Annotated in this window: 21 protein-coding genes; 4 read left to right on the forward strand and 17 right to left on the reverse strand. The window is 53.7% G+C overall.

Translation table 11 applies throughout. The annotated features are described in order from the left end of the window. Window positions 1-53: 53 nt before the first annotated feature. The 17 genes from accA to rpsB all read right to left on the reverse strand — a co-directional run bounded on the left by accA (window position 54) and on the right by rpsB (window position 19,501). On the reverse strand, window positions 54-1,013 hold the full coding sequence (accA, locus tag GM298_RS21690) for an acetyl-CoA carboxylase carboxyl transferase subunit alpha (RefSeq protein ID WP_025756826.1): 960 nt from the start codon (window positions 1,011-1,013) through the stop codon (window positions 54-56). Window positions 1,014-1,025: 12 nt separating this feature from the next. Further along, complete coding sequence (gene dnaE / locus GM298_RS21695) at window positions 1,026-4,508, reverse strand: DNA polymerase III subunit alpha (protein WP_094917980.1); 3,483 nt, start codon at window positions 4,506-4,508, stop codon at window positions 1,026-1,028. A gap of 38 nt (window positions 4,509-4,546) precedes the next feature. Further along, the gene (gene rnhB / locus GM298_RS21700) at window positions 4,547-5,143 is read right to left on the reverse strand and encodes a ribonuclease HII (RefSeq protein WP_025756824.1); all 597 of its coding nucleotides are present in this window, start codon (window positions 5,141-5,143) and stop codon (window positions 4,547-4,549) included. Beyond that, a complete protein-coding gene (gene lpxB, locus GM298_RS21705) occupies window positions 5,140-6,288 on the reverse strand; it encodes a lipid-A-disaccharide synthase (protein ID WP_045285879.1) in 1,149 nt (382 codons plus the stop codon). The genes rnhB and lpxB overlap by 4 nt, the downstream gene beginning before the upstream one ends. Beyond that, a complete protein-coding gene (gene lpxA / locus GM298_RS21710; RefSeq protein WP_025756822.1) occupies window positions 6,288-7,076 on the reverse strand; it encodes an acyl-ACP--UDP-N-acetylglucosamine O-acyltransferase in 789 nt (262 codons plus the stop codon). The genes lpxB and lpxA overlap by 1 nt, the downstream gene beginning before the upstream one ends. Window positions 7,077-7,079: 3 nt before the next feature. After that, complete coding sequence (gene fabZ, locus GM298_RS21715) at window positions 7,080-7,535, reverse strand: 3-hydroxyacyl-ACP dehydratase FabZ (protein WP_010426706.1); 456 nt, start codon at window positions 7,533-7,535, stop codon at window positions 7,080-7,082. Window positions 7,536-7,637: 102 nt separating this feature from the next. Beyond that, window positions 7,638-8,663 carry a UDP-3-O-(3-hydroxymyristoyl)glucosamine N-acyltransferase gene (gene lpxD / locus GM298_RS21720; RefSeq protein WP_025756821.1) on the reverse strand — a complete coding sequence of 342 codons (1,026 nt, stop codon included), beginning with the start codon at window positions 8,661-8,663 and terminating at the stop codon, window positions 7,638-7,640. Window positions 8,664-8,666: 3 nt separating this feature from the next. Further along, window positions 8,667-9,161 (reverse strand): molecular chaperone Skp, encoded by a 495-nt coding sequence (gene skp / locus GM298_RS21725; protein WP_023334576.1) that lies wholly within the window; start codon window positions 9,159-9,161, stop codon window positions 8,667-8,669. Between the two features lie 121 nt (window positions 9,162-9,282). After that, complete coding sequence (bamA, locus tag GM298_RS21730; RefSeq protein WP_045285877.1) at window positions 9,283-11,700, reverse strand: outer membrane protein assembly factor BamA; 2,418 nt, start codon at window positions 11,698-11,700, stop codon at window positions 9,283-9,285. Window positions 11,701-11,731: 31 nt separating this feature from the next. After that, window positions 11,732-13,084 (reverse strand): sigma E protease regulator RseP, encoded by a 1,353-nt coding sequence (gene rseP / locus GM298_RS21735; RefSeq protein ID WP_025756819.1) that lies wholly within the window; start codon window positions 13,082-13,084, stop codon window positions 11,732-11,734. 11 nt (window positions 13,085-13,095) lie between these two features. Further along, on the reverse strand, window positions 13,096-13,953 hold the full coding sequence (cdsA, locus tag GM298_RS21740) for a phosphatidate cytidylyltransferase (protein ID WP_025756818.1): 858 nt from the start codon (window positions 13,951-13,953) through the stop codon (window positions 13,096-13,098). A gap of 12 nt (window positions 13,954-13,965) precedes the next feature. Next, window positions 13,966-14,724 (reverse strand): (2E,6E)-farnesyl-diphosphate-specific ditrans,polycis-undecaprenyl-diphosphate synthase, encoded by a 759-nt coding sequence (gene ispU, locus GM298_RS21745; RefSeq protein ID WP_025756817.1) that lies wholly within the window; start codon window positions 14,722-14,724, stop codon window positions 13,966-13,968. Between the two features lie 186 nt (window positions 14,725-14,910). Continuing rightward, the gene (gene ispC, locus GM298_RS21750; RefSeq protein WP_025756816.1) at window positions 14,911-16,110 is read right to left on the reverse strand and encodes a 1-deoxy-D-xylulose-5-phosphate reductoisomerase; all 1,200 of its coding nucleotides are present in this window, start codon (window positions 16,108-16,110) and stop codon (window positions 14,911-14,913) included. 95 nt (window positions 16,111-16,205) lie between these two features. Further along, on the reverse strand, window positions 16,206-16,763 hold the full coding sequence (gene frr, locus GM298_RS21755) for a ribosome recycling factor (protein ID WP_008501909.1): 558 nt from the start codon (window positions 16,761-16,763) through the stop codon (window positions 16,206-16,208). A gap of 167 nt (window positions 16,764-16,930) precedes the next feature. Next, window positions 16,931-17,656: a UMP kinase gene (gene pyrH / locus GM298_RS21760; protein ID WP_003856194.1), complete on the reverse strand. Its 726-nt coding sequence runs from the start codon at window positions 17,654-17,656 to the stop codon at window positions 16,931-16,933. Between the two features lie 150 nt (window positions 17,657-17,806). Then, entirely contained in the window at window positions 17,807-18,658 is an 852-nt protein-coding gene (gene tsf / locus GM298_RS21765) for a translation elongation factor Ts (protein ID WP_008501911.1), read from the reverse strand. A 117-nt stretch (window positions 18,659-18,775) separates the two neighbouring features. Further along, a complete protein-coding gene (gene rpsB, locus GM298_RS21770) occupies window positions 18,776-19,501 on the reverse strand; it encodes a 30S ribosomal protein S2 (RefSeq protein ID WP_013095653.1) in 726 nt (241 codons plus the stop codon). A 321-nt stretch (window positions 19,502-19,822) separates the two neighbouring features. Here rpsB and map point away from each other — a divergent pair, with 321 nt between their 5' ends. The 4 genes from map (at window position 19,823) to GM298_RS21790 (ending at window position 24,711) form a co-directional block, all read left to right on the forward strand. Next, window positions 19,823-20,617 (forward strand): type I methionyl aminopeptidase, encoded by a 795-nt coding sequence (gene map, locus GM298_RS21775; RefSeq protein WP_013095652.1) that lies wholly within the window; start codon window positions 19,823-19,825, stop codon window positions 20,615-20,617. 63 nt (window positions 20,618-20,680) lie between these two features. After that, window positions 20,681-23,356, forward strand: coding sequence for a bifunctional uridylyltransferase/uridylyl-removing protein GlnD (glnD, locus tag GM298_RS21780; RefSeq protein ID WP_025756815.1), 2,676 nt, complete (start codon window positions 20,681-20,683; stop codon window positions 23,354-23,356). A 32-nt stretch (window positions 23,357-23,388) separates the two neighbouring features. After that, entirely contained in the window at window positions 23,389-24,213 is an 825-nt protein-coding gene (gene dapD, locus GM298_RS21785; RefSeq protein WP_008501915.1) for a 2,3,4,5-tetrahydropyridine-2,6-dicarboxylate N-succinyltransferase, read from the forward strand. 111 nt (window positions 24,214-24,324) lie between these two features. Then, window positions 24,325-24,711 (forward strand): DUF3461 family protein, encoded by a 387-nt coding sequence (locus tag GM298_RS21790; protein ID WP_014168696.1) that lies wholly within the window; start codon window positions 24,325-24,327, stop codon window positions 24,709-24,711. Window positions 24,712-24,852 lie beyond the last annotated feature (141 nt).

Consider the following 24,852-nt stretch of genomic DNA (forward strand, 5'->3'; position numbering starts at 1 on the left):
GCAGGTATAAAAAAAGCCGCAACATTGTGCGGCTTTTCAGATAATTGTGAAGCTTACGCGTAACCGTAGGTCATCAGACGCTGGTAACGACGATTGAGGAGATCCTCTGTGCTCAGCACATCAAGATCCGCCAGGTCAGCCAGCAACTGTGCTTTCAGGGAAGCCGCCATCGCTTCCGGCTTACGATGCGCACCACCCAGCGGCTCCGGAATGATGGAATCAATAAGCTTCAGCTCTTTAAGGCGTGGCGCAATGATGCCCATCGCTTCTGCAGCCAGAGGCGCTTTGTCGGCACTTTTCCACAGAATGGACGCACAGCCTTCCGGGGAGATAACGGAATAGGTGCTGTACTGCAGCATATTCACTTTATCGCCCACGCCAATCGCCAGCGCGCCGCCGGAACCACCTTCACCAATAACGGTACAAATGACCGGTACCTTCAGACGGGACATCTCACGCAGGTTACGTGCGATAGCTTCAGACTGACCGCGCTCTTCCGCGCCCACGCCAGGGTATGCCCCCGGGGTGTCAATAAAGGTGATGATTGGCATATTAAAACGCTCAGCCATCTCCATCAGACGCAGAGCTTTACGGTAACCTTCCGGTGCTGGCATACCAAAGTTACGACGGATTTTCTCTTTGGTTTCACGACCTTTCTGATGACCAATGATCATCACCGGACGTCCGTCCAGACGCGCGATACCGCCAACGATAGCTTTGTCGTCAGCGTATGCGCGATCGCCTGCCAGTTCGTCAAATTCGTCAAACGCCAGGCGGACATAATCCAGGGTGTACGGACGCTGCGGGTGGCGTGCCAGCTGGGCTACCTGCCATGCGCCGAGATCGGCAAAGATTTTGCGCGTCAGCTCTACGCTTTTTTCGCGCAGACGATGCACTTCTTCGTCGATGTTAATATCCAGTTTTTCATCCTGACGGCTTACCGCTGTCAGAGAATCGATTTTCGCTTCCAGCTCAGCAATCGGCTGTTCGAAATCAAGGAAATTCAGACTCATAGTATTCCTGTATTAGTCAAACTCCAGTTCCACCTGCTCCGAACCAATGAGGCCACGGAGATCGTTCAGTAAACGATCGCTCGGAGAGACACGCCACGTTGCACCAAAGCGCAACCGCGCACGTGCATCCGCCCTCTGATAGTAGAGATGTACTGGAATTGTCCCCGAGCGGTGGGGTTCCAGAGACTGACGGAGTCGGTTTAAAAGCTGGTCATCAATTTGCCTGTCCGTCAGCGAGATAGCAAGCCCGCGAGCATATTTTTCCCGGGCTTCGTCAATGTCCATCACTTCGCGGGCGGTCATTTTAAGCCCCCCACTGAAGTCATCAAAGCTGACCTGTCCGCTGACGATAAGTATGCGGTCTTTTTCCAGCAATTGCTGGTATTTATCCAGCGCGTCGGTGAACAACATCACCTCCAGACGCCCGGAACGGTCATCCAACGTACAGATGCCGATACGATTGCCGCGCTTGGTGACCATAACCCTTGCAGCAATCACGAGCCCCGCAGCCGTGGTGATTTTACCACGTTCTGTCGGATGCATGTCTTTCAGCCGATAGCCTCCGACATAGCGCTCAATTTCTTTAATGTACTGGTTGATCGGGTGACCCGTCAGGTACAAGCCCAGCGTTTCACGTTCACCGTCCAGCACCACCTGTTCTGGCCACGGCAGACAGTTGGCATAAGACTGTTCGATCTGCTCCGGCTCTTCCGCCAGAACGCCGAACATATCCGCCTGGCCAATGGCTTCCGCTTTGGCGTGCTGATCCGCCGCTTTCAGGGCGTCCCCGAGGGAGTTCATCAGCGCTGCGCGGTGCGGCCCCAGCCTGTCGAACGCGCCGGACATGATCAGTTTTTCCAGCACGCGGCGGTTCAGTTTTTTGGTATCGGTACGGGCGCACAGATCGAACAGCTCGCGGAAATAACCGCCGTTGTTACGCGCTTCGATGATCGCCTCGATCGGCCCCTCGCCCACGCCTTTGATCGCACCGATCCCGTAGACAATTTCCCCGTGCTCGTTAACGTGGAAATGATAAAGGCCTGAGTTGATATCCGGCGGCAGGATCTTCAGCCCCATACGCCAGCACTCGTCCACCAGCCCCACGACCTTCTCGGTGTTGTCCATATCGGCGGTCATTACCGCCGCCATAAACTCAGCGGGATAGTGCGCTTTCAGCCACAGCGTCTGATACGAAACCAAAGCATAGGCGGCGGAGTGGGATTTGTTAAATCCGTACCCGGCGAATTTCTCCACCAGGTCGAAGATTTTCATCGCCAGTTCGCCGTCAATGCCGTTTTTCTTCGCGCCGTCTTCGAAGATGGACCGCTGCTTGGCCATCTCCTCCGGCTTTTTCTTACCCATCGCACGACGCAGCATGTCCGCGCCGCCGAGCGTATAGCCTGAGAGCACCTGGGCAATCTGCATAACCTGTTCCTGATACAGGATGATGCCGTATGTTGGCTCCAGTACCGGCTTCAGGCTTTCATGCTGCCATTGCACGTCAGGGTAGGAAATCTCTTCGCGCCCGTGCTTACGGTCAATAAAGTTATCCACCATCCCCGACTGCAGCGGGCCCGGACGGAACAGCGCCACCAGTGCGATCATATCTTCGAAGCAGTCAGGCTGCAGACGCTTAATCAGATCTTTCATGCCGCGGGATTCAAGCTGGAAGACCGCGGTGGTCTCCGAGCGCTGCAGCATGTCGAAACTTTTCTTGTCATCCAGCGGGATAGCGGCGATATCCAGCGGCGGTTCGCCGTTCTTTTCGCGGCGGGCGTTGATCATCTCCAGCGCCCAGTTGATGATGGTGAGCGTACGCAGACCGAGGAAGTCGAACTTCACCAGTCCGGCGTATTCCACGTCGTTCTTATCAAACTGGGTTACCGGATGCTGGCCCGCTTCATCGCAGTAGAGCGGCGCAAAATCGGTGATTTTGGTAGGGGCGATAACCACCCCACCCGCATGCTTACCGGCGTTACGCGTCACGCCTTCCAGCTTACGCGCCATGTCGATCAGCGCTTTGACCTCTTCGTCCGCTTCGTAGATTTCCGGCAGTTGCGGCTCGGCTTCAAAGGCTTTCGCCAGCGTCATGCCCGGATCGGGCGGCACCAGTTTAGAGATGCGATCGACGAAACCATACGGATGCCCCAGCACGCGGCCCACGTCGCGGATAACTGCTTTTGCCGCCATCGTACCGAAGGTAATAATCTGCGATACCGCGTCACGGCCATACATGTCAGCCACGTGCTCAATAACCTGGTCACGTTTTTCCATGCAGAAGTCGACGTCGAAGTCGGGCATCGAAACACGTTCCGGGTTAAGAAAACGTTCGAACAGCAGGTCAAATTCCAGCGGATCGAGGTCGGTGATTTTAAGCGCATAGGCCACCAGCGAGCCTGCACCGGAGCCACGGCCCGGTCCGACCGGTACGCCGTTATCCTTCGACCACTGGATAAACTCCATCACGATCAGGAAGTAGCCCGGGAAGCCCATCTGGTTAATCACCTGGAGTTCAATATCCAGGCGTTCGTCATACTCCGGACGACGTTTTTTACGCTCTTCTTCATCCGGGAAGAGGAATGCCAGACGTTCTTCCAGACCTTCTTTTGATTTCATGACCAGGAAGTCTTCCGTGGTCATATCTCCCGTCGGGAACTGCGGCAGGAAGTATTCGCCGAGGCGGACGGTAACGTTACAACGCTTGGCTATCTCAACGCTGTTTTCCAGCGCTTCCGGGATATCGGAGAAGAGTTCGCACATCTCCTCCTCGCTGCGCATATACTGCTGCGACGAGTAGTTGCGCGGACGTTTGGGATCGTCAAGCGTGAAGCCATCATGAATCGCGACGCGAATTTCGTGGGCGTCAAAATCACCGGCCTCAAGGAAGCGCACATCGTTGGTGGCAACCACAGGCAACCCGCGCTCTTCAGCCAGCGCCACGGCGGCATGGAGATAGCGCTCTTCATCCGGACGACCGGTACGGATCAATTCCAGATAATAACGATCCGGGAAGTGCTCTTCATAGAACGACACACACTGATCCACCAGCGCCATATTGCCACGCAACAGGGATTTGCCGACGTCACCCATACGGCCGCCTGAGATTAGCAGCAGCCCTTCGTTCAGCTCTGCCAGCCAGTCGCGATCGATCCACGGCCCTAACGCGCCATAACCGCGCTGATAGGCTTTTGAGATAAGCAGCGTGAGGTTTTGATATCCCGTGTTGTTCATCGCCAGCACGGAGATTTGCGTCATTTCATCGCCGATGAGATCGCTCTGCACGTGAAAATCAGCGCCGACGATCGGCTTCATCCCCGCGCCATGCGCCGTTCCGTAGAACTTCACCAGGCCACACAGGTTGGTAAAATCGGTGATCGCCAGCGCAGGCATGCCAAGAGAGGCCGCCTTTTTTACCAGCGGCCCGGTCTTCGCCAGCCCATCGATCATGGAGTAGTCGCTATGCACCCGCAGGTGTACGAAACGTGGTTCAGCCATCTTCAGATTCCGCGTTACTTAATTGCTTGCGTATTGATTCAGGACACCCGTCCCAGCGCGCGTTTCACCGGGCCAAAACTGCGCCGGTGATGTTCGGTTGCGCCATGTTCAGCCAGTCTTTCCAGATGGAAAGCTGTAGGATAGCCCTTATGCTGGGCGAAGCCATACTGAGGGTAAGTGAGATCCAGCGCGGCCATTTCGGCGTCGCGTGTCACTTTGGCAATAATAGAAGCTGCGCTGATTTCCGCGACCCGGCTATCGCCTTTGACAACCGCCATGGAAGGCATGGGCAATGCCGGACAGCGGTTGCCGTCAATCAGGACATATTCAGGCGCAATTTTCAGACCCGCGACTGCACGCTGCATCGCCAGCATCGTGGCATGCAGAATATTCAGCTCGTCTATTTCATGCGGCTCAGCACGTCCCAGGCTCCAGGCCAGCGCCTTCTCCTGAATCTCACTAAACAGCGCCAGTCGCCGCTTTTCAGACAATTTTTTAGAGTCGTTTAGCCCGATAATCGGACGGGCCGGATCGAGGATCACCGCAGCGGTCACTACAGCCCCCACTAACGGACCACGACCAACTTCGTCCACGCCCGCCACAAGGTGGGTGTGAGGATAAACAAATTCCATCATTTTGCTAACTCCAGCACCGCATCAGCCGCTTGCTCATCGGCATTACAGCGGATCTGCTGATGCAGTTCGCGGAACGTATCATGCATCTGGTGGCTGGTCTTGCCGTTGGCGAGCAGCGGTAACAACGCATCGGCCAACGCCTGAGGCTGACACTCATCCTGCAGCAGTTCTTTCACCAGCTCGCGCCCGGCAAGCAGGTTTGGCAGGGAGACATACTCCGTTTTCACCAGACGTTTTGCCAGCCAGAACGTGAACGGCTTCATGCGATAGCCTACCACCATCGGGCATTTTGCCAGCATGCACTCCAGGGCTGCCGTACCGGAGGCCAGCAGCGCAGCATCGCTCGCAACCATCGCCTCCCGGCCTTTTCCATCCAACAGATGGATGTGGAGATCCGGTGCAACCTCGGCTTTAATACGCTCAAACTGCTCCCGGCGTTTAGCATTCACCAGCGGCACAACCACTTCGAGATCGGGATACGTATTGCGCAGAATTTGCGCGGTTTTCAGGAAGTCCGCGCTAAGCATCTCCACTTCTGCGCCACGACTGCCCGGCAGCAGTGCCAGACAGTGCGCATCATGCGGGATACCCAGCACGTCACGCGCCGCGTTTTTATCCGGATCCAGCGGCATCGCATCCGCCATGGTATGTCCGATAAAACGGCACGGAACATTGAATTTATCGTAAAACGCTTTTTCGAAAGGCAGGAAAGCCAGCACCAGGTTGGTGGACCGCCCAATTTTGAAAACACGTTTCTGTCGCCACGCCCAGACGGACGGACTGACGTAGTGAATGGTTTTAATGCCCTGCTTTTTCAGATTCCCTTCGAGGGTAATGTTGAAATCAGGCGCATCAATACCGACAAAGACATCGGGTTTGAGCTCGGTAAAGCGGCGGGTGAGATCGGCACGAATATGCAGTAAACGGCGTAACCGCCCCAGCACCTCAACGATGCCCATCACGGCCAGCTCTTCCATTTCGTACCAGGCTTCACAGCCTTCGGCCTGCATCAGCGGGCCAGCAACGCCCACAAAGCGAGCGTCAGGGACACGCGCCTTCAGCGCGCGAATGAGACCTGCACCAAGAATATCGCCGGAGGTTTCTCCGGCGACCAGGGCTATCGTAAGCGGACGACTGTCGACCATTAACGAATCAGACCCCTCGTGGAACGGTCAAAGAATTCCATGAACGCGTTCACCTCCGGGTGCTTTTTCGCCAGTTCGGCAATTTCCGGCTTCGCCTCTTCCAGCGTTTTACCGCTACGGTACAGCAGTTTGTACGCGTTGCGGATGGCAGTAATCGCTTCGCGGCTAAAACCGCGACGCTTGAGGCCTTCGATGTTCACGCCAAACGGCGTGGCATGGTTGCCCTGCGCAATCACATAAGGTGGGACGTCCTGCGCCACACCGGAGCATCCGCCGACCATCACGTGCGCACCAATGATGCAGAACTGATGGACTGCGGTCATGCCGCCAATAATTGCGAAGTCATCAACCGATACGTGTCCTGCCAGCGTGGCATTGTTGGCAAGAATACAGCGGTCACCCACGGTACAGTCGTGCGCGATATGCGCATTAACCATAAACAGGTTATCGCTGCCCACCTTCGTCAACCCACCACCCTGTACTGTTCCACGATGAATGGTGACGCTTTCGCGAATACGGTTACGATCGCCGATTTCCACACGGGTCGACTCACCAGCATATTTAAGATCCTGGTTAACTTCGCCGATGGAGGCGAACTGATAGATCTCGTTATTGCAGCCGATGGTCGTGTGACCATTCACCACAACGTGAGATTTCAGTACTGTACCCTCACCAATTTCGACATGGGGTCCAACAATACAAAACGGACCAATGTGGGCGTTAGCACCAATGATGGCACCCACTTCCACAATGGCGGTAGGATGAATAAAGGCGGATTTATCAATCACGTATCAGGACTCCCGGCTACGAGCACACATCATTGTCGCTTCGCAAACAACTTTGCCGTCAACCAGCGCTACGCCTTTGAAGCGAGTCAGGCCACGACGCGTTTTTTCAAAAGTGACTTCCATGATCATCTGATCACCAGGCACGACAGGACGCTTAAAGCGTGCTTCATCGATACCCGCGAAGTAATACAGTTCACCTGGCTCCAGTTTACCAACGCTTTTAAACGCCAGAATACCGGTAGCCTGTGCCATGGCTTCAAGGATCAACACTCCCGGGAAGATGGGTTTCCCCGGGAAGTGTCCCTGGAAGAACGGCTCATTCACGGAAACATTTTTCACTGCGCGCAGAAAACGACCTTCTTCAAAGTCCAGCACACGGTCTACCAGCAGAAACGGGTAGCGGTGCGGCAGAAGTTCTAAAATCTCTTCAATATGCAGAGTATGAGTGTCAGTAGTCAAAATACTCTTCCTGTCAAAATGTACTGATAACAATAATAACACGGCCTGCCGGTTTATTAGAAAGCCGACAGGCCGGGAAAAATAGCGTTAAACGGATGACGCTTAGTCTTGTTGATCGATCTTGCGCTCAAGGGACTTGAGGCGCTTGCTCATATCATCAATGTTCATCACCAGAGCTGCTGTTTTACGCCATACCTTGTTGGGTTGCAGCGGAATGCCTGAGGAATAGACGCCAGGTTCAGTGATGGGACGCATTACCATGCCCATCCCCGTCACCGTCACCTTGTCGCATATTTCCATGTGGCCATTAATCACGCTTGCGCCGCCAATCATACAATAACGGCCAATTTTCAGGCTGCCGGCCATGATGACGCCCCCCGCAACCGCGGTATTGTCGCCAATCACAACGTTATGCGCAATCTGACACTGGTTATCGATGATAACACCATTGCCGATGATGGTATCGTCCAGCGCGCCACGGTCAATGGTGGTACAGGCGCCGATCTCCACGCGATCGCCAATGATAACGCGACCCAGTTGTGGGATTTTAACCCAGTTACCCCGATCGTTAGCGTAACCAAAGCCATCAGAACCAATCACGGTGCTGGACTGGACGAGGCAATTTTCGCCAATTTCAACTTCATGATAAACGGACACATTGGCCCATAAACGGGTCCCCGCGCCGATTTTCGTATTTTTCCCAACGAAGCAACCCGGGCCAATGACGACGTTATCGCCCAGCACGACGCCGGACTCAATAACCGCATTGGCGCCCACGGCGACGTTGTTACCCAGCTGCGCCGTCGGATCAATCGCTGCACTGGCAGCAATGTTCTGGGCCGGCTGCGGCGTGGTATCAAGAATTTGAGCCATGCGTGCATACGTCAGGTAGGGATTTTTCACTACCAGTGCCGCGCTAGTGGCAAACGGAAGATCGTCCTGCGTCAGAACAACAGCTGACGCCTGGCATTGAGCCAGTTGCTCACGGTACTTAGGGCTTACCATGAAGGTAATCGTGCCAGCTTTAGCAGATTGCATGGACGCAACAGCGGTGATGACGATATCGCCATCACCGTGTAATTCTGCATCCAACTGCTGAGCTAAATCAGCCAGTCGAATTGAAGGCATTACTTATTTAACCTGTTTCAGAACATCAGCGGTGATGTCTTTAACATCGCTGCTGTTGAAAGCAACGGCGTTCGCATCAACAACCAGATCGATGCTCTGATCGGCAGCCACTGCTTTAACAGCGGTCTGAATGCGAGTCACCAGCTTGCCACGTTCTTCGTTAGAACGACGCTGACGATCCTGCTCGAAAGCCTGCGCTTTCTGGGAGAACGCCTGGCGCTGAGCCATTACGTCTTTTTCCAGTTTGCTGCGGTCGCTTGCTTTCATGGTAGAACCATCACGCTGCAGACGCTGCATTTTGGACTGAAGATCGTTTTCCATACCCTGCAGTTCGCTTGCACGGCCTTTGAATTCGTTTTCCAGAGTCGCAGAAACACCAGTTTTCTGTGCAACCTGCTGGAACAAATTACCCATGTTGACGATTGCAATTTTGTCTGCTGCCTGAGCAGAAGTTGCCATCGCTAAACCGAGACCTGCAGCTAATAACCACTTTTTCACAATTAACTCCTTACCATCCCATTGGCACCAGAAGGTACCGTTCTTTGCGTGGCAAGGCGACCGTTTATCGATCGCCAGTTGTCAGCGCTACACTGCCAACGCATTCCTTTGCAGCGGATTATTACCAGGTTTTACCAATGTTAAACTGGAATTGCTCCGACTTATCTCCATCATATTTCTTAAACGGCTGGGCGTAAGAGAAGACCAACGGCCCCAGCGGTGACATCCATTGTAATGCGATACCGGCAGACATGCGAATATTGCTCGGATCGCTGTAGTCTGGAACACCTGCCGCACGCATCTGGGCCGTATTCTCCCAGTTGGTATCCCACACCGTACCGGCATCCCAGAAGAAGGACGTACGGACGGAGTTCGCGTATTTATCACTGATAAACGGCGTTGGGGTGATGAACTCCAGGCTGGCAACGGCCATCGCGTTACCGCCCACCGCATCATCAGAACTACAGACTTCAGATGAGGAGGACTTATCGCAGTTATCTTTGTCGTTCCCGCCGTAGTAAACCGCTTTCGGACCAATGTTGTTGGACTGGAAGCCACGAACGGTGCTGGAACCACCCGCATAGAAGTTTTCATAGAATGGCAGTTCTTTGCCACCTAAGCCATCACCATAGCCCCAACGGGTACGACCCAGAACCACCCACTTATGATCGTCATCGATCGGGAAATAGGACGCGGTATCCAGAGTGACCTTATAGAACTCGTTATCGGAACCCGGCACGGTAACTTTACCGTTCAGGTTGACGCGAGAACCTTCCGTTGGGAAGTAGCCACGGTCGAGACGGTTATAAGTCCAGCCATAGTTGAAGGTGAAGTCATCCGCCGCAAAACCGTTGTTATCGCTGTTTTTGCTCGCTGACTGGCCAATAGAATCCAGGTAACGCCACATGGCCACCTGCGGTTGCATATTGGACAGGTCGTTATGCACGTAACCTAAGCCCGCACGCAGGGTGTTGTATTCGTTAACCGGGAAGCCAAGCGTACCGTCCACACCGTAACTCTTGTTGGTGTACGAAGACAGATCCGCATCGTCCGCTTTAAAGTCGTTATAGAAGATACGACCGCCCAGGCTCACACCGTCAACGGTGAAGTATGGGTTAGTGACAGAGAACTCCGAGTAGGTCTGGTAGTCGTTTTTGGTACCGTTAATACCCACAGAGTAACCCGTACCCAGCCAGTTATCCTGCTGTACACCGACCTGGAAGCTCACGCCGCTTTCAGTACCGTAGCCCACACCGAAGTTGAAGCTACCGGTGTTACGCTCTTTCACTTTATAAACGACATCAACCTGGTCCGGGCTGCCCGGTACGCGCTGGGTATCGGTATCAACCGTTTCAAAATAGCCCAGACGGTTCAGACGCTCTTTACCCTGATCAACGAGATCGCTACCTAACCATGCGCCTTCCATCTGACGCATTTCGCGACGCAGAACGGAGTCTTTGGAGGTGTCGTTACCGACGAAGCGGATCTTACGCACGTAGAAACGGTTGCCCGCGTCAACGTTAACGTGCAGCTTAACGGTTTTATCCGCATCGTTGATTTCCGGCTGCGTTTGTACGCGCGGATAGGCATAACCATAACGGCCGAGCAGCTTCTTAATGCTGTCTTCCATTTTGGTGACTTTGGAGCCGCTGTAGAGATCGCCTGGCTGAATTTTGGTCAGCGATTCGATTTCAGCAGAATGCCCCGCCAGGTTACCACTCACTTCAACACCCGAAAGCTTGTACTGATCGCCTTCAGTGATGTTAATCGTAATGTAGATACCTTTCTTGTCCGGCGTCAGGCTGACCTGAGTCGAGTCAATGTTGAAACGCGCATAGCCACGATCCAGATAGTAGCTGCGCAGAGTTTCAAGGTCGCCCGCCAGTTTCTGTTTCTGGTATTTGCGATCGCCCACCACGTTCCACCACGGCACTTCGTCACGCAGCTGGAAAGTAGAGATCAGTTCGTCGGTGCTGAACGCGTGGTTACCGACAATGTTGATCTGCTGGATCTTCGCTGAAACACCTTCCTGGAAGACCAGTTTCAGGTCAACGCGGTTACGTGGCAGTGGCGTCACCACCGCTTTCACGCTGGCGCTGTATTTACCGACGCTGTAGTAGAAGTCTTCCAGACCTTTTTCAATGTCTGAAAGGGTTGTGCGGTCCAGAGATTCCCCCACACGAACACCGGATGCTTCAAGGTTCTGCTTGAGCATGTCATCTTTCACCGACTTGTTACCGGAGAAAGTGATACTGGCGATCGTTGGACGTTCTTTTACCTGTACCAGCAGGGTATCACCATCGCGCAGGACGCGGACATCCTCGAAGTTGCCGGTGGCAAACAGAGCACGGATGGTGTTACTGATGTCATCATCATTAACCGTATCGCCGGGGCGCACAGGCATACTGAGGAGGGCCGCACCAACGGCGACACGCTGAAGGCCTTCGAAATGAATGTCTTTCACTACGAACCCGTCAGCACCGTATACGGTGGCGCTGCTAAACAGCAGCGACGCTATGAGCAACTTTTTCATCGCCATCGTTATTATGCGTTCTTCCTAACTAACTCTCTTACAACCGAGAGAAATCATTGAAAAGTGCAAGCCCCATTAACAGCACCAGCAAAATCGAGCCAATGCGATAACTAAAGTCTTGAACTCGCTCGGATACCGGTCCGCCTTTTAGCTTTTCAATCGCTAAAAACAGCAGATGACCCCCGTCTAAAACGGGAAGCGGGAACAGGTTGATTATCCCAAGGTTCACGCTAATGAGCGCGAGGAACATGAGATAGTAAATCACCCCGAATTCCGCTGACATCCCAGCCCCCTGGGCAATCGAAATTGGCCCACTGAGGTTGTTCAGTTTCACGTCACCGGTTATCAATTTCCCCAACATGTTGACCGTCAGTTTCATCAGTTGCCATGTTTTATCCGTGGCTTCAAGGATGGCACTGAACGGCCCATACTGGCGTATTGTCTTGTACTCATCTGGCAGCGGGATCACTTTTGGCACTACGCCTGCAAACCCTTCTGCCTTTTTGCCGACCGACTTCGTATCCGGGATCAGCGTCAGCGAAAGCGGACTGCCTTGCCTTTCAACTTCCAGCGCGAGAGACGTTCCCGGATTATCGCGCACCAGAGTAACAAAGGTCATCCACTCTGTTAATGGTTGACCATCGACTTTAACGATCCTGTCGCCTGCTTGCAAACCTGCTTTGCTCGCGGCCGAATTTGCCTGTACTTCGGCTAACACCGGCTCGATCTGTGCACCACGTGGACGAATGCCCAGCGCAGCGACGGGATCCTCTTTGTCTGGCTCGAAACGCCAGTGACGTAAATCGAGCACTTTGTCCTGGCGCGTGTCTGAACCAAACGGCGATACGCTGATGGTGGTCTGCGGATCGCCAATTTTGGCTACCAGCTGCAGTCGCACGGCATCCCAATCAGGGGTTTCGATGCCATCAATCGCTTTAAGTTCCATCCCGGATGTAATTTGCGCACTCGCCGCAATGGAGTTGGGCGCTATTTCACCCACGACAGGACGCACGCCGGGGACGCCGATGATAAACACCAGCCAGTAAGCGAAAACAGCAAAGATGAAGTTAGCTACCGGTCCGGCAGCAATGATGGCGGCGCGTTGTCCAACTGTTTTATTGTTGAAGGCGCTGTGTCGCAGCTCAGGGGCGACAGGCTCAACGCGTTCGTCGAGCATTTTGACGTAGCCGCCCAGCGGGATGAGGGCGATGACAAATTCCGTACCGTGACGGTCGGTGCGCGTCCAGAGCGATTTGCCAAAACCGATGGAAAACCGCTCTACCCGCACACCGCAACGGCGAGCAACCCAGAAATGGCCAAATTCATGCACGGTAATCAGCACACCCAGTGCAACAATGAACGCCGCCAGATTCCAGAGAATGCTCAGCATAAAACCTTCCGTTAAATCGTCCCGAATACCAGTAAAAGCAAGCAAGCAAACACTGGAACAGCCGCTGTCAGGCTATCAATGCGATCCAGTATACCGCCATGCCCTGGAATCAGGTGTCCGCTGTCCTTAATCCCTGCTTCACGCTTGAACATACTTTCGGTTAAATCACCGAGCACCGAGGCAAGCGCAGCAAAAATCGAGCACACCAGCAGTATTGACGGTGCCACTTCCAGATTCGCCCAGACGCCGTAGCCCCAGGAGATAATTGCTGCCGTAAACAAGCCGCCGATGAAGCCTTGCCAGGTTTTGCCCGGAGAAACCTTCGGCGCCAGTTTATGTTTGCCAAACAGTTTACCAAACATATAGGCCCCGGAGTCAGCCCCCCAGACGAGAATCATCACATAAAGCAGCCAGATCGCACCGCTGTAGTGGTTTTCGTCGTAGTGCCAGGCGCGCAGCGCGACCATCCCCCAGAAGAAGGGAATAATGGTGAGCAAGCCAAAAATCAGTCGCAGCACTTTTGAATTACGCCATAGCGCCGCAGAGCCAGGATAAAACAGCACCAGCAGTAGCGCTGCAACCCACCAGGCCAGGGATATCCACAAGGAGCCGGCAACCAGCGGTTGATGGATATCATGGTGATATTCAGGCAACGTAAACAGCATTATGGCGAGAATGAAGCCACAGAGTACCGCAAGCCATACTCGCTGACTGCGCGAAGTAAAGCCGCTAAACTGTCCCCATTCCCACGCGGCGAGCATGCACACCACCAGCGTAACAATAGCGAATCCCACTGGGGGCAGTAAAAACAGCGCCGCAATGACAATGGGTATTAATACAAAAGCGGAAATCAGGCGATACTTCAGCAAAAGCTACCCCCATCAGGCTTTGTCGCCACCAGGCTCGGTGCCGCCGAAACGACGCTCTCGATTGGCAAAGGCATGCAGCGCACCTTCAAAGTCTTGTTCATCAAAATCGGGCCAAAGAACATCTGTAAAGTAAAGTTCGGCATAGGCAATTTGCCATATCAAAAAGTTACTTATGCGATGTTCTCCCCCTGTCCTAATTACCAAATCCACAGGCGCCTGTTCATTCATGCAGATTTGCTTGCTCAGCGCCTCTTCATCAATTTGGTCGGGTCTCAACAGCCCTTCCTGAACCTGCTCGGCCAGATGCCGAACGCCCTGGATAATATCCCAGCGTCCGCCGTAATTCGCCGCAATATTCAGCGTCAGACCGGTATTATTTTCAGTCAGCGCTTCAGCCTTACGAATTCGTTCCTGCAAACGTGAGTTAAAACGACTGGTATCGCCAATGATACGCAGGCGGACATTGTGGCGGTGCAGGCTTTTTACTTCGCTGTCTAGCGCCCACACAAACAATTCCATCAACGCGGTCACTTCCTGCTGCGGTCGATTCCAGTTTTCACTGCTAAAAGCATAGAGCGTTAACGCATCAATGCCGTTATTGGCGGCAAAAGAAACGGCGCGGCGAACCGATTTCGCCCCAGCTTTATGCCCAAAGGCTCGTATCTTCCCTTGTCTTTTCGCCCAGCGGCCATTGCCATCCATAATGATTGCTACATGACGGCAGCCATGAGCTGGCAAGTTTTCGCTTATTGGTTGATTCGCAGACAACATAACGCGTTTTTTGTCCCTGAAAAGGATTTAACGGTACTCAGGAATACTGAAGCCTATACATAAAAAAGCCGTGTCAAACCACGGCTTACCTGACCACTTAAAGTCAAATACCTGCGATCAGGTGGCGCAGACTATATCACTGAAGCCCAACGCTAACAAATAGCACGACGACTAGTGCTTGCTTTATCACCAGCTTGCGAGACGTGTCACCTGGTGGCGCGCAATATCACGTGCAGCTGCATCCACCGCCAGCACCTCTTCCACGCTTTGTGGTTCGCGCAAATCCATCTTCTCCAGTACCGATAAATTTAACGACGCGATATCGGTAAAACGGATCTGCTGATTCAGAAATGCTTCAACAGTAATTTCATTGGCTGCGTTCAGTGCCGTCGTCGCCGCCTGCCCCTGGTCAAAGGCATTCATCGCAAGCTTCAGACAAGGATAGCGGTCATAGTCTGGTTCACTGAATGTCAGGGAACTTAGCTTGCAGAAATCAAGCGGCTTCACGCCGGATTTCACCCGATTCGGCCACGCCATGGAATGCGCGATAGGCGTACGCATATCCGGCTCGCCCAACTGGGCCAGCACGCTGCCATCCTGATAACGTACCATCGAGTGAATCACCGATTGAGGGTGAATCAGTACTTCCATCTGTTTCGCTGACGCATTAAACAGCCAGCGCGCTTCAATGTATTCCAGACCTTTGTTCATCATGGTGGCAGAGTCAACGGAGATTTTACGCCCCATCGACCAGTTCGGATGGCGGCACGCCTGATCCGGCGTCATTGCACGCAGTTCAGACAGTGGCGTTTCACGGAACGGGCCACCAGACCCGGTAAGCAGAATAGATACCACGCCATTCTGCTCAAGGTCAGCGTACCCCAGGTTCTGTTGAAAAGGTTGCGGTAAACTCTGAAAAATCGCGTTGTGCTCGCTGTCGACGGGCAAAAGACGCGCGCCGCGCTGCTTCACCGCGTCCATAAACAGGCGTCCGCAGGTGACCAGCGACTCTTTATTGGCCAGCAAAACGTCTTTACCGGCATCAATCGCGGCAAGCGTCGGCAGCAGTCCGGCCGCGCCGACAATGGCCGCCATGACCTGATCAACGTCACCCAGCGCAGCCATCTCGCAGGCGGCCTGTTGGCCGCTCAGGACCTCGGTACGACCGCCCTTCTCCTGCAGCAGCGCCTTTACCTGGCGGGCACTCTCTTCATCATCCATCACCGCATAACGGGGCGTAAACTCCAGACACTGCTCGACCATTCGCTGCACATTCTTACCGGCCACCAGTGCTGTCACGGTGTAAAGTTCAGGATTATGGCGAACAACGTCGAGAGTGCTGCAACCAATAGATCCGGTTGAGCCGAGGAGAGTTAAATGCTTCATGAGATGCCCGAAAAAAGTTAGACCAGATAAAAGCAAAACGCCGCCAGCAAGACCCGAAGTCCCTCTGAACGGCGTTTATCAGTGTACGACAGAAATCAGAACTGCATCAGTTCCGCTTCTTTATCTGCCAGCGCCGCATCAATTTTCTTGATGGCAGCGTCAGTCATTTTCTGAATGTCGTCCTGGGAACGACGATCGTCATCTTCACTGATCTCTTTTTCTTTCAGCAGCGCTTTAACTTTATCGTTCGCGTCGCGACGCACGTTACGGACGGAAACACGCCCCTGCTCAGCTTCACCACGCACCACTTTGATCAGGTCTTTACGACGCTCTTCGGTCAGCGGAGGCAGCGGAACGCGGATGTCAGCGCCTGCAGAGCTTGGGTTCAGACCGAGGTCAGACGCCATAATCGCTTTCTCAACCGCCGGGCCCATAGAACGATCGAATACGTTGATTTTCAGCGTACGGGTATCTTCTACGGTAACGCTCGCCAGCTGGCGCAGCGGGGTTGGCGTACCGTAGTACTCTACGATGATGCCATCCAGCAGGCTTGGGGAAGCACGGCCAGTACGGATTTTGCTGATTTGGGTTTTGAACGCTTCTACGCATTTTTCCATGCGTACTTCAGCATCTTTTCTGATGTCGTTAATCACGTTACGAATCCTTGAAAACTTGTCTCAGGCAGACTATCCGCCAGCACAGCGCTACAGGTGTGCTAAGTATAGTCGCGTTTAATTCATGACAACGCCAAAGGCGCGTCCGGGTAAGATACCACTACACAATAAAGCGGAATCTTACCTGTATTTATCGTCAACGGAAATTATTCCGTGATCAAAGTGCCTTCTTTTTCGCCCATGACCACGCGACGCAGTGCGCCAGGTTTGTTCATGTTGAAGACACGGATCGGCAGTTTGTGGTCGCGTGCCAGCGTGAAGGCGGCAAGATCCATCACTTTCAGCTCTTTTTCCAGTACTTCGCTGTAGCTCAGCTGATCGTACATGGTGGCAGAAGGATCTTTTGCCGGGTCGGCAGTAAACACGCCATCGACTTTGGTCGCTTTCAGTACCACATCGGCTTCAATCTCGATACCGCGCAGGCAGGCAGCGGAATCGGTCGTAAAGAACGGGTTACCCGTACCGGCGGAGAGGATCACCACGCGGTTGTTGCGCAGCAGGCTGATGGCTTCTGCCCAGCTGTAATTATCGCACACGCCATTCAGTGGAATCGCGGACATCAGGCGGGCATTCACATAGGCACGATGCAGTGCATCACGCATTGCCAGACCATTCATGACGGTTGCCAGCATACCCATGTGGTCGCCTACAACGCGGTTCATCCCCGCTTTCGCCAGACCAGCACCACGGAAGAGGTTGCCACCGCCAATGACCACGCCAACCTGGATACCCAGTTCGACCAGTTCTTTGATTTCCTGTGCCATGCGATCAAGGATGCTTGCATCAATACCGAAGCCTTCCGATCCCTGCAGTGCTTCGCCACTCAGCTTAAGCAGAATGCGTTTGTACACGGGTTTTGCATTGGTAGCCATGTTTCTTTCCTGAGACTGTCAACGATTAAGATGGGGTTAATTCTGGCGACATAGTATGTCGCATATCAGCACAGCGATACGGGATCCTGTCTGATTTTCGTCTGACGGGTGACAAAAAGAAGCCGCCCTCAGGCGGCTCCTTTTCAATCATTAAGACTGCTTGGACATTGCAGCAACTTCTGCTGCGAAGTCAGTCTCAACTTTCTCGATGCCTTCGCCCACTTCGAAGCGGATGAAGCCAGTCACGTCAGCGTTGTGCTCTTTCAGCAGCTGAGCAACAGACTTGCTTGGATCCATAACGAATGGCTGGCCAGTCAGAGAAACTTCGCCGGTGAATTTCTTCATGCGGCCTTCAACCATTTTCTCTGCGATTTCTTTTGGTTTACCAGACTGCATCGCGATGTCCAGCTGAACCTGGTACTCTTTTTCTACCACTTCAGCAGACACGTCTTCTGGCTTAACGAATTCTGGTTTGCTTGCAGCGATGTGCATAGCCAGCTGTTTAACCAGCTCTTCGTCAGCGCCTTTAGCCGCAACCAGAACACCGATACGTGCACCGTGCTGGTAAGAGCCCAGAACGTCGCCTTCCAGAGAAGCAACGCGACGGATGTTGATGTTCTCACCGATTTTAGCAACCAGCGCAACACGCTCTTCTTCGAACTGTGCTTTCAGAACTTCAACGTCAGTGATTTTGCCTGCAACAGCAGCGTCCAGAACTTTGTTAGCAAATGCCTGGAAACCACCATCTTTAGCCACGAAGTCAGTCTGGCAGTTAACTTCCAGAATGATACCGTAGTTGCCGTCGATCTTAGTGATGATCACGCCGTCAGCAGCAACGTTGCCTGCTTTTTTAGCTGCTTTGATCGCACCGGATTTACGCATGTTTTCGATTGCCAGCTCGATGTCGCCGTTCGCTTCAGTCAGCGCTTTTTTGCAATCCATCATGCCTGCGCCAGTACGCTCGCGCAGCTCTTTTACCAGGGATGCGGTAATTTCAGCCATTCTTAAATCCTCGGGAGATGTGAACTGCCCGGCCGGGGGCCAAACAGTGTAAATTGAAAAAAGGGGCCGGTAATGGGCCCCTATTCATACACGGTACTAATAAGGGGTAAAACCTTATTATTCAGCTTCTACGAAGCTTTCTTCCGCCTGAGAAGCCAGATCCTGGGAACGGCCTTCACGAACGGTAGCAGCAACAGCGCTCAGGTACAGGCTAACAGCACGGATTGCGTCGTCGTTACCCGGGATAACGAAGTCAACACCGTCCGGATCGGAGTTGGTATCAACGATTGCGAATACCGGGATACCCAGGTTGTTAGCTTCTTTGATTGCGATGTGCTCGTGGTCTGCATCGATTACGAACAGCGCGTCTGGCAGGCCGCCCATATCTTTGATACCGCCCAGGCTGTTTTCCAGCTTGTCCAGTTCACGAGTGCGCATCAGCGCTTCTTTCTTAGTCAGCTTGTCGAAAGTACCGTCCTGAGACTGGGTTTCCAGATCTTTCAGGCGTTTGATGGACTGACGAACAGTTTTCCAGTTAGTCAGCATGCCGCCCAACCAGCGATGGTTCACGAAGAACTGGTCGCAGCTGTTAGCAGCATCTTTCACAGCTTCGCTTGCAGCGCGCTTAGTACCAACGAACAGAATCTTACCTTTACGGGAAGCGATCTTGTTCAGCTCAGCCAGGGCTTCGTTGAACATTGGTACAGTTTTCTCAAGGTTGATGATGTGAACTTTGTTACGAGCGCCGAAGATGAAAGGCTTCATTTTCGGGTTCCAGTAACGGGTCTGGTGACCAAAGTGAACACCAGCCTTGAGCATGTCGCGCATGGAAACAGTTGCCATGTTTAAAACCTCTATATTAAAAGTTGGGGTTATGCCTCCACGTATCCCATATTACCGACCCCAAAGGGCACCCCGGAATATGTGCCGATACGTGTGTGTTGTTACACAAAGTGAGATTTGTCGCTTCCGTCCAGCCTGTGTATCTGAAATGGATCGGAAGTCCGGCGCGCTTTATACCACAAAACGCCGCCATAAACCAACAGTTGTTGGCGGAGTGTGCTGTTAATGATTCTCAATTTGGCACGGGGTGTGCCTGACTGATACCATTGACAACACTTAGACTAGTATTGTCGAAAAAATCGACACCGATGGACAGATTACATGGCTATCTCTATTAAGACCCCTGAAGAAATTGAAAAGATGCGCGTCGCCGGTCGTCTGGCCGCGGAAGTGCTGGAAATGATCGAGCCGTTCGTGAAGCCGGGCGTCAGCACCGGTGAGCTGGACCGCATCTGTAATGACTATATCGTGAACGAGCAGCACGCGGTTTCCGCCTGCCTCGGCTACCACGGTTTCCCGAAATCCGTCTGCATTTCCATTAATGAAGTGGTGTGCCACGGTATCCCGGACGACGAAAAACTGCTGAAAGATGGCGACATCGTCAACATCGACGTCACCGTCATCAAAGATGACTACCACGGTGACACCTCAAAAATGTTCATCGTGGGCAAGCCAACGATTCTTGGCGAGCGTCTGTGTAAAGTGACGCAAGAGAGCCTCTACCTGGCGCTGAAAATGGTGAAACCGGGCATTCGCCTGCGTACCATCGGTGCGGCAATTCAGAAATTTGTCGAGGCAGAAGGTTTCTCCGTGGTGCGTGAATACTGCGGGCACGGCATTGGTCGCGTCTTCCATGAAGAGCCGCAGGTTCTGCATTATGATGCGGATGACGGCGGCGTAGTGCTGCAAAAAGGGATGACCTTTACCATCGAACCGATGGTCAACGCCGGTGATTACCGCATCCGTACCATGAAAGACGGCTGGACGGTGAAAACCAAAGACAGAAGCTTGTCTGCACAGTACGAGCATACTATTGTGGTAACAGACAACGGCTGCGAAATTATGACGTTGCGCAAGGATGACACCATCCCGGCGATACTGACGCACGATGAATGATAAAAAAGCCGGCAAATGCCGGCTTTTTTAATGGCTATAGTTTTTTCTTATGGGTGGCGCACGATGAGTAATCTTTTACCCGAACAGTATGCTAACACAGCACTTCCCACCCTCCCCGACCAGCCCGACAACCCGGGCGTCTGGCCGCAGCACGAGTTGAACTGCGCCGGCATTAAAGCCCATATGGATGTCTTCCAGCGCTGGCTGGGCAGCGCGTTTGATGCCGGTATCTCCGCCGAGCAACTGATCGAAGCGCGTACCGAATTTATCGATCAGCTGCTGCAGCGTCTGTGGATCGATTACGGATTTGGGCAAATCAGTGATGTGGCGCTGGTTGCCGTCGGGGGCTATGGCCGCGGAGAGCTGCACCCGCTTTCCGATATCGATCTCCTGATCTTAAGCCGTAAAAAGCTGCCGGACGAACAGGCGCAAAAGATTGGCGAACTGCTGACCCTGCTCTGGGACGTCAAACTGGAAGTCGGCCACAGCGTGCGCACCCTGGAAGAGTGTCTGCTGGAAGGGTTATCGGACCTGACCGTGGCCACTAACCTGATTGAAACCCGTCTGCTGATTGGCGACGTCGCGCTGTTCCTGGAGCTGCAAAAACACATCTTCAGCGACGGTTTCTGGCCGTCAGAAAAATTCTTCGCGGCAAAGGTCGAGGAGCAAAACCAGCGCCACCAGCGCTACCACGGCACCAGCTATAACCTTGAGCCAGATATTAAAAGCAGCCCTGGCGGCCTGCGCGACATCCACACCTTACAGTGGGTCGCCCGGCGCCACTTTGGCGCCACCTCGCTGGATGAAATGGTAGGCTTTGGCTTCTTAACCGAGGCCGAACGTAACGAGCTCAACGAGTGTCTGCACCTGCTGTGGCGCATTCGCTTCGCCCTGCATCTGGAAGTCACCCGCTACGATAACCGTCTGCTGTTTGACCGCCAGCTCAGCGTTGCCCAGCGCCTCAACTACAGCGGTGAAGGAAACGAGCCGGTTGAGCATATGATGAAGGATTTCTTCCGCGTCACCCGCCGCGTCACCGAGCTCAACCAGATGCTGCTGCAGCTGTTCGACGAGGCCATCCTGGCGCTGACGGCGGACGAAAAACCGCGCCCGATTGATGACGAATTCCAGCTGCGCGGCACGCTTATCGATCTGCGCGACGAAACGCTGTTTATTCGCGAGCCGGAAGCGATCCTGCGGATGTTCTACACCATGGTTCGCAACAGCACCATCACCGGGATCTACTCCACCACCCTGCGTCATCTGCGCCATGCGCGCCGTCATTTGACGGAGCCGCTGTGCTATATCCCGGAAGCCCGATCGCTGTTCCTGAGCATGCTTCGCCACCCGGGCGCCGTCAGCCGCGGTCTGCTGCCGATGCACCGCCACAGCGTGCTGTGGGCCTATATGCCGCAGTGGTCGCACATTGTGGGGCAGATGCAGTTCGATCTGTTCCACGCCTACACGGTGGATGAACACACCATTCGCGTTATGCTCAAGCTGGAGAGCTTTGCGAAAGAAGAGACGCGCTCCCGTCACCCGCTGTGCGTAGAATTATGGCCGCGCCTTACTCATCCGGAACTGATCCTGATTGCCGCCCTCTTCCACGACATCGCCAAAGGTCGTGGCGGTGACCATTCGGTCCTGGGCGCGCAGGATGTGCTGAAATTTGCCGAACTGCACGGCCTGAACTCACGCGAAACACAGCTGGTTGCCTGGCTGGTACGCCATCACCTGCTGATGTCGGTCACCGCCCAGCGTCGTGATATTCAGGATCCAGAGGTCATCAAGCAGTTTGCGGAGGAGGTTCAGACAGAAAACCGTCTGCGCTATCTGGTCTGCCTGACGGTGGCCGATATCTGCGCCACCAACGAAACGCTGTGGAACAGCTGGAAGCAGAGTCTGCTGCGGGAGCTCTACTTTGCGACGGAAAAACAGCTGCGTCGCGGGATGCAAAATACCCCGGACATGCGCGAGCGTGTGCGCCACCATCAGCTGCAGGCCCTGGCGCTACTGCGCATGGACAACATTGATGAAGAGGCGTTACACCAGATTTGGGCCCGCTGTCGCGCTAACTACTTTGTCCGCCATAGCCCAAACCAGCTTGCGTGGCATGCGCGGCACCTGCTCCGGCATGACTTGTCACAGCCGATGATCCTGCTTAGCCCACAGGCCACGCGCGGTGGGACGGAGATTTTTATCTGGAGCCCGGACCGTCCCTATCTGTTTGCTGCGGTGTGCGCCGAGCTGGACAGGCGTAATCTGAGCGTTCACGATGCGCAGATTTTCACGACCCGCGACGGCATGGCGATGGATACCTTTATTGTACTGGAGCCGGACGGCAGCCCGCTGTCGTCTGACAGACATGAAGGAATACGCTTTGGTCTGGAACAGGCGATTACCCAGCGCAGCTGGCAGCCGCCGCAGCCGCGTCGCCAGCCGGCGAAGCTGCGCCACTTTACCGTCGATACCGAGGTCAATTTCCTGCCGACCCACACCGACCGTAAATCTTTCCTGGAGCTGATCGCGCTCGACCAGCCAGGGCTACTTGCCCGCGTCGGCCAGGTTTTTGCCGATCTGGGAATTTCGCTTCATGGGGCAAGAATTACAACCATTGGCGAGCGAGTAGAAGATTTATTTATAATCGCCACAGCGGACCGGCGTGCCCTTAATAATGACCTGCAACTTGAAGTGCAACAACGGTTGACAGCAGCCCTCAATCCAAACGATAAAGGGTGACGTGTTTTTTAGTGAAATGGAAAGAGTAAACCATGCAGCAGTTACAGAACGTTATTGAGTCCGCCTTTGAGCGTCGCGCCGAGATTACCCCGGCAAATGTGGATACCGTGACCCGTGAAGCGGTAAACCAGGTGATTTCCCTGCTGGATTCCGGCGCCCTGCGCGTGGCAGAAAAAATCGACGGTCAGTGGGTCACTCATCAATGGCTGAAAAAAGCCGTGCTGCTCTCTTTCCGTATCAACGATAACCAGGTTATCGACGGAGCTGAAAGCCGCTACTTCGATAAAGTACCGATGAAATTCGCTGACTACGACGAAGCGCGTTTCCAGAAAGAAGGCTTCCGCGTGGTACCGCCAGCGGCGGTCCGTCAGGGGGCATTCATCGCACGCAACACCGTGCTGATGCCATCCTACGTGAACATCGGTGCCTACGTTGACGAAGGTACGATGGTAGACACCTGGGCGACGGTCGGTTCCTGCGCGCAGATCGGTAAAAACGTTCACCTGTCCGGCGGCGTGGGCATTGGTGGTGTTCTGGAGCCACTGCAGGCTAACCCGACCATCATCGAAGACAACTGCTTCATCGGCGCGCGTTCTGAAGTAGTAGAAGGCGTGATCGTTGAAGAAGGCTCCGTGATCTCCATGGGCGTTTACATCGGTCAGAGCACCCGTATTTACGACCGCGAAACCGGCGAAGTGCATTACGGCCGCGTTCCGGCAGGCTCTGTGGTGGTCTCCGGCAACCTGCCGTCAAAAGATGGTAAATACAGCCTGTACTGTGCGGTTATCGTGAAGAAAGTGGATGCGAAAACCCGCGGTAAAGTCGGCATCAATGAGTTGCTGCGTACCATCGATTAATCGGGTATAACAAAAAGCGGGGGCAACCCCGCTTTTTTTGTATCTGAGGGTGGCGAAAGTAGATTTTTTCGTTAATTATTCAAAGGTTATGTTGAGATCAAGGGTACCGCTATGTACGATAATCTGAAAAGTCTGGGCATTACCAATCCTGATGAAATTGATCGTTACAGCCTCCGTCAGGAAGCCAATAACGATATTTTGAAAATCTATTTTCACAAGGATAAAGGCGAGTTTTTCGCCAAAAGCGTGAAGTTTAAATATCCACGCCAGCGTAAGACCGTCGTTGCTGACGGCGTAGGACAGGGTTACAAAGAAGTACAGGAAATCAGCCCTAACCTGCGCTATGTGATCGATGAACTCGATCAGATCTGCCAGCGCGACCGTACTGAAGTTGATCTCAAGCGTAAGATCCTTGACGATCTGCGTCATCTGGAAAGCGTTGTCACTAACAAGATCAGCGAGATTGAAGCGGATCTTGAGAAATTAACTCGGAAATAAAAGCAAAACGGCAATCTTGATTGCCGTTTTTAATGTTTGCGCCCTCTCCCTGTGGGAGAGGGATGGGGTGAGCAGCTGTGTTTAAAGTCAACGGCTGACGACTAACCTGCCACCCATTTTTTATTGTCCCGCACCATCGCA

Source organism: Enterobacter sp. HSTU-ASh6 (genome assembly GCF_026319105.1).
Lineage (GTDB): Bacteria > Pseudomonadota > Gammaproteobacteria > Enterobacterales > Enterobacteriaceae > Enterobacter > Enterobacter sichuanensis.

What these genes read in the sequence shown, in the direction of transcription:
- bamA (WP_045285877.1), bottom strand. Translation starts at nt 11,700, where the DNA reads ATGGCGATGAAAAAGTTGCTCATAGCGTCGCTGCTGTTTAGCAGCGCC.
- rnhB (WP_025756824.1), bottom strand. Translation starts at nt 5,143, where the DNA reads ATGATGGAATTTGTTTATCCTCACACCCACCTTGTGGCGGGCGTGGAC.
- GM298_RS21790 (WP_014168696.1), top strand. Translation starts at nt 24,325, where the DNA reads ATGTACGATAATCTGAAAAGTCTGGGCATTACCAATCCTGATGAAATT.
- glnD (WP_025756815.1), top strand. Translation starts at nt 20,681, where the DNA reads ATGAGTAATCTTTTACCCGAACAGTATGCTAACACAGCACTTCCCACC.
- accA (WP_025756826.1), bottom strand. Translation starts at nt 1,013, where the DNA reads ATGAGTCTGAATTTCCTTGATTTCGAACAGCCGATTGCTGAGCTGGAA.
- tsf (WP_008501911.1), bottom strand. Translation starts at nt 18,658, where the DNA reads ATGGCTGAAATTACCGCATCCCTGGTAAAAGAGCTGCGCGAGCGTACT.
- rpsB (WP_013095653.1), bottom strand. Translation starts at nt 19,501, where the DNA reads ATGGCAACTGTTTCCATGCGCGACATGCTCAAGGCTGGTGTTCACTTT.
- ispC (WP_025756816.1), bottom strand. Translation starts at nt 16,110, where the DNA reads ATGAAGCATTTAACTCTCCTCGGCTCAACCGGATCTATTGGTTGCAGC.
- ispU (WP_025756817.1), bottom strand. Translation starts at nt 14,724, where the DNA reads ATGTTGTCTGCGAATCAACCAATAAGCGAAAACTTGCCAGCTCATGGC.
- lpxD (WP_025756821.1), bottom strand. Translation starts at nt 8,663, where the DNA reads ATGCCTTCAATTCGACTGGCTGATTTAGCTCAGCAGTTGGATGCAGAA.
- rseP (WP_025756819.1), bottom strand. Translation starts at nt 13,084, where the DNA reads ATGCTGAGCATTCTCTGGAATCTGGCGGCGTTCATTGTTGCACTGGGT.
- pyrH (WP_003856194.1), bottom strand. Translation starts at nt 17,656, where the DNA reads ATGGCTACCAATGCAAAACCCGTGTACAAACGCATTCTGCTTAAGCTG.
- map (WP_013095652.1), top strand. Translation starts at nt 19,823, where the DNA reads ATGGCTATCTCTATTAAGACCCCTGAAGAAATTGAAAAGATGCGCGTC.
- dapD (WP_008501915.1), top strand. Translation starts at nt 23,389, where the DNA reads ATGCAGCAGTTACAGAACGTTATTGAGTCCGCCTTTGAGCGTCGCGCC.
- dnaE (WP_094917980.1), bottom strand. Translation starts at nt 4,508, where the DNA reads ATGGCTGAACCACGTTTCGTACACCTGCGGGTGCATAGCGACTACTCC.
- lpxB (WP_045285879.1), bottom strand. Translation starts at nt 6,288, where the DNA reads ATGGTCGACAGTCGTCCGCTTACGATAGCCCTGGTCGCCGGAGAAACC.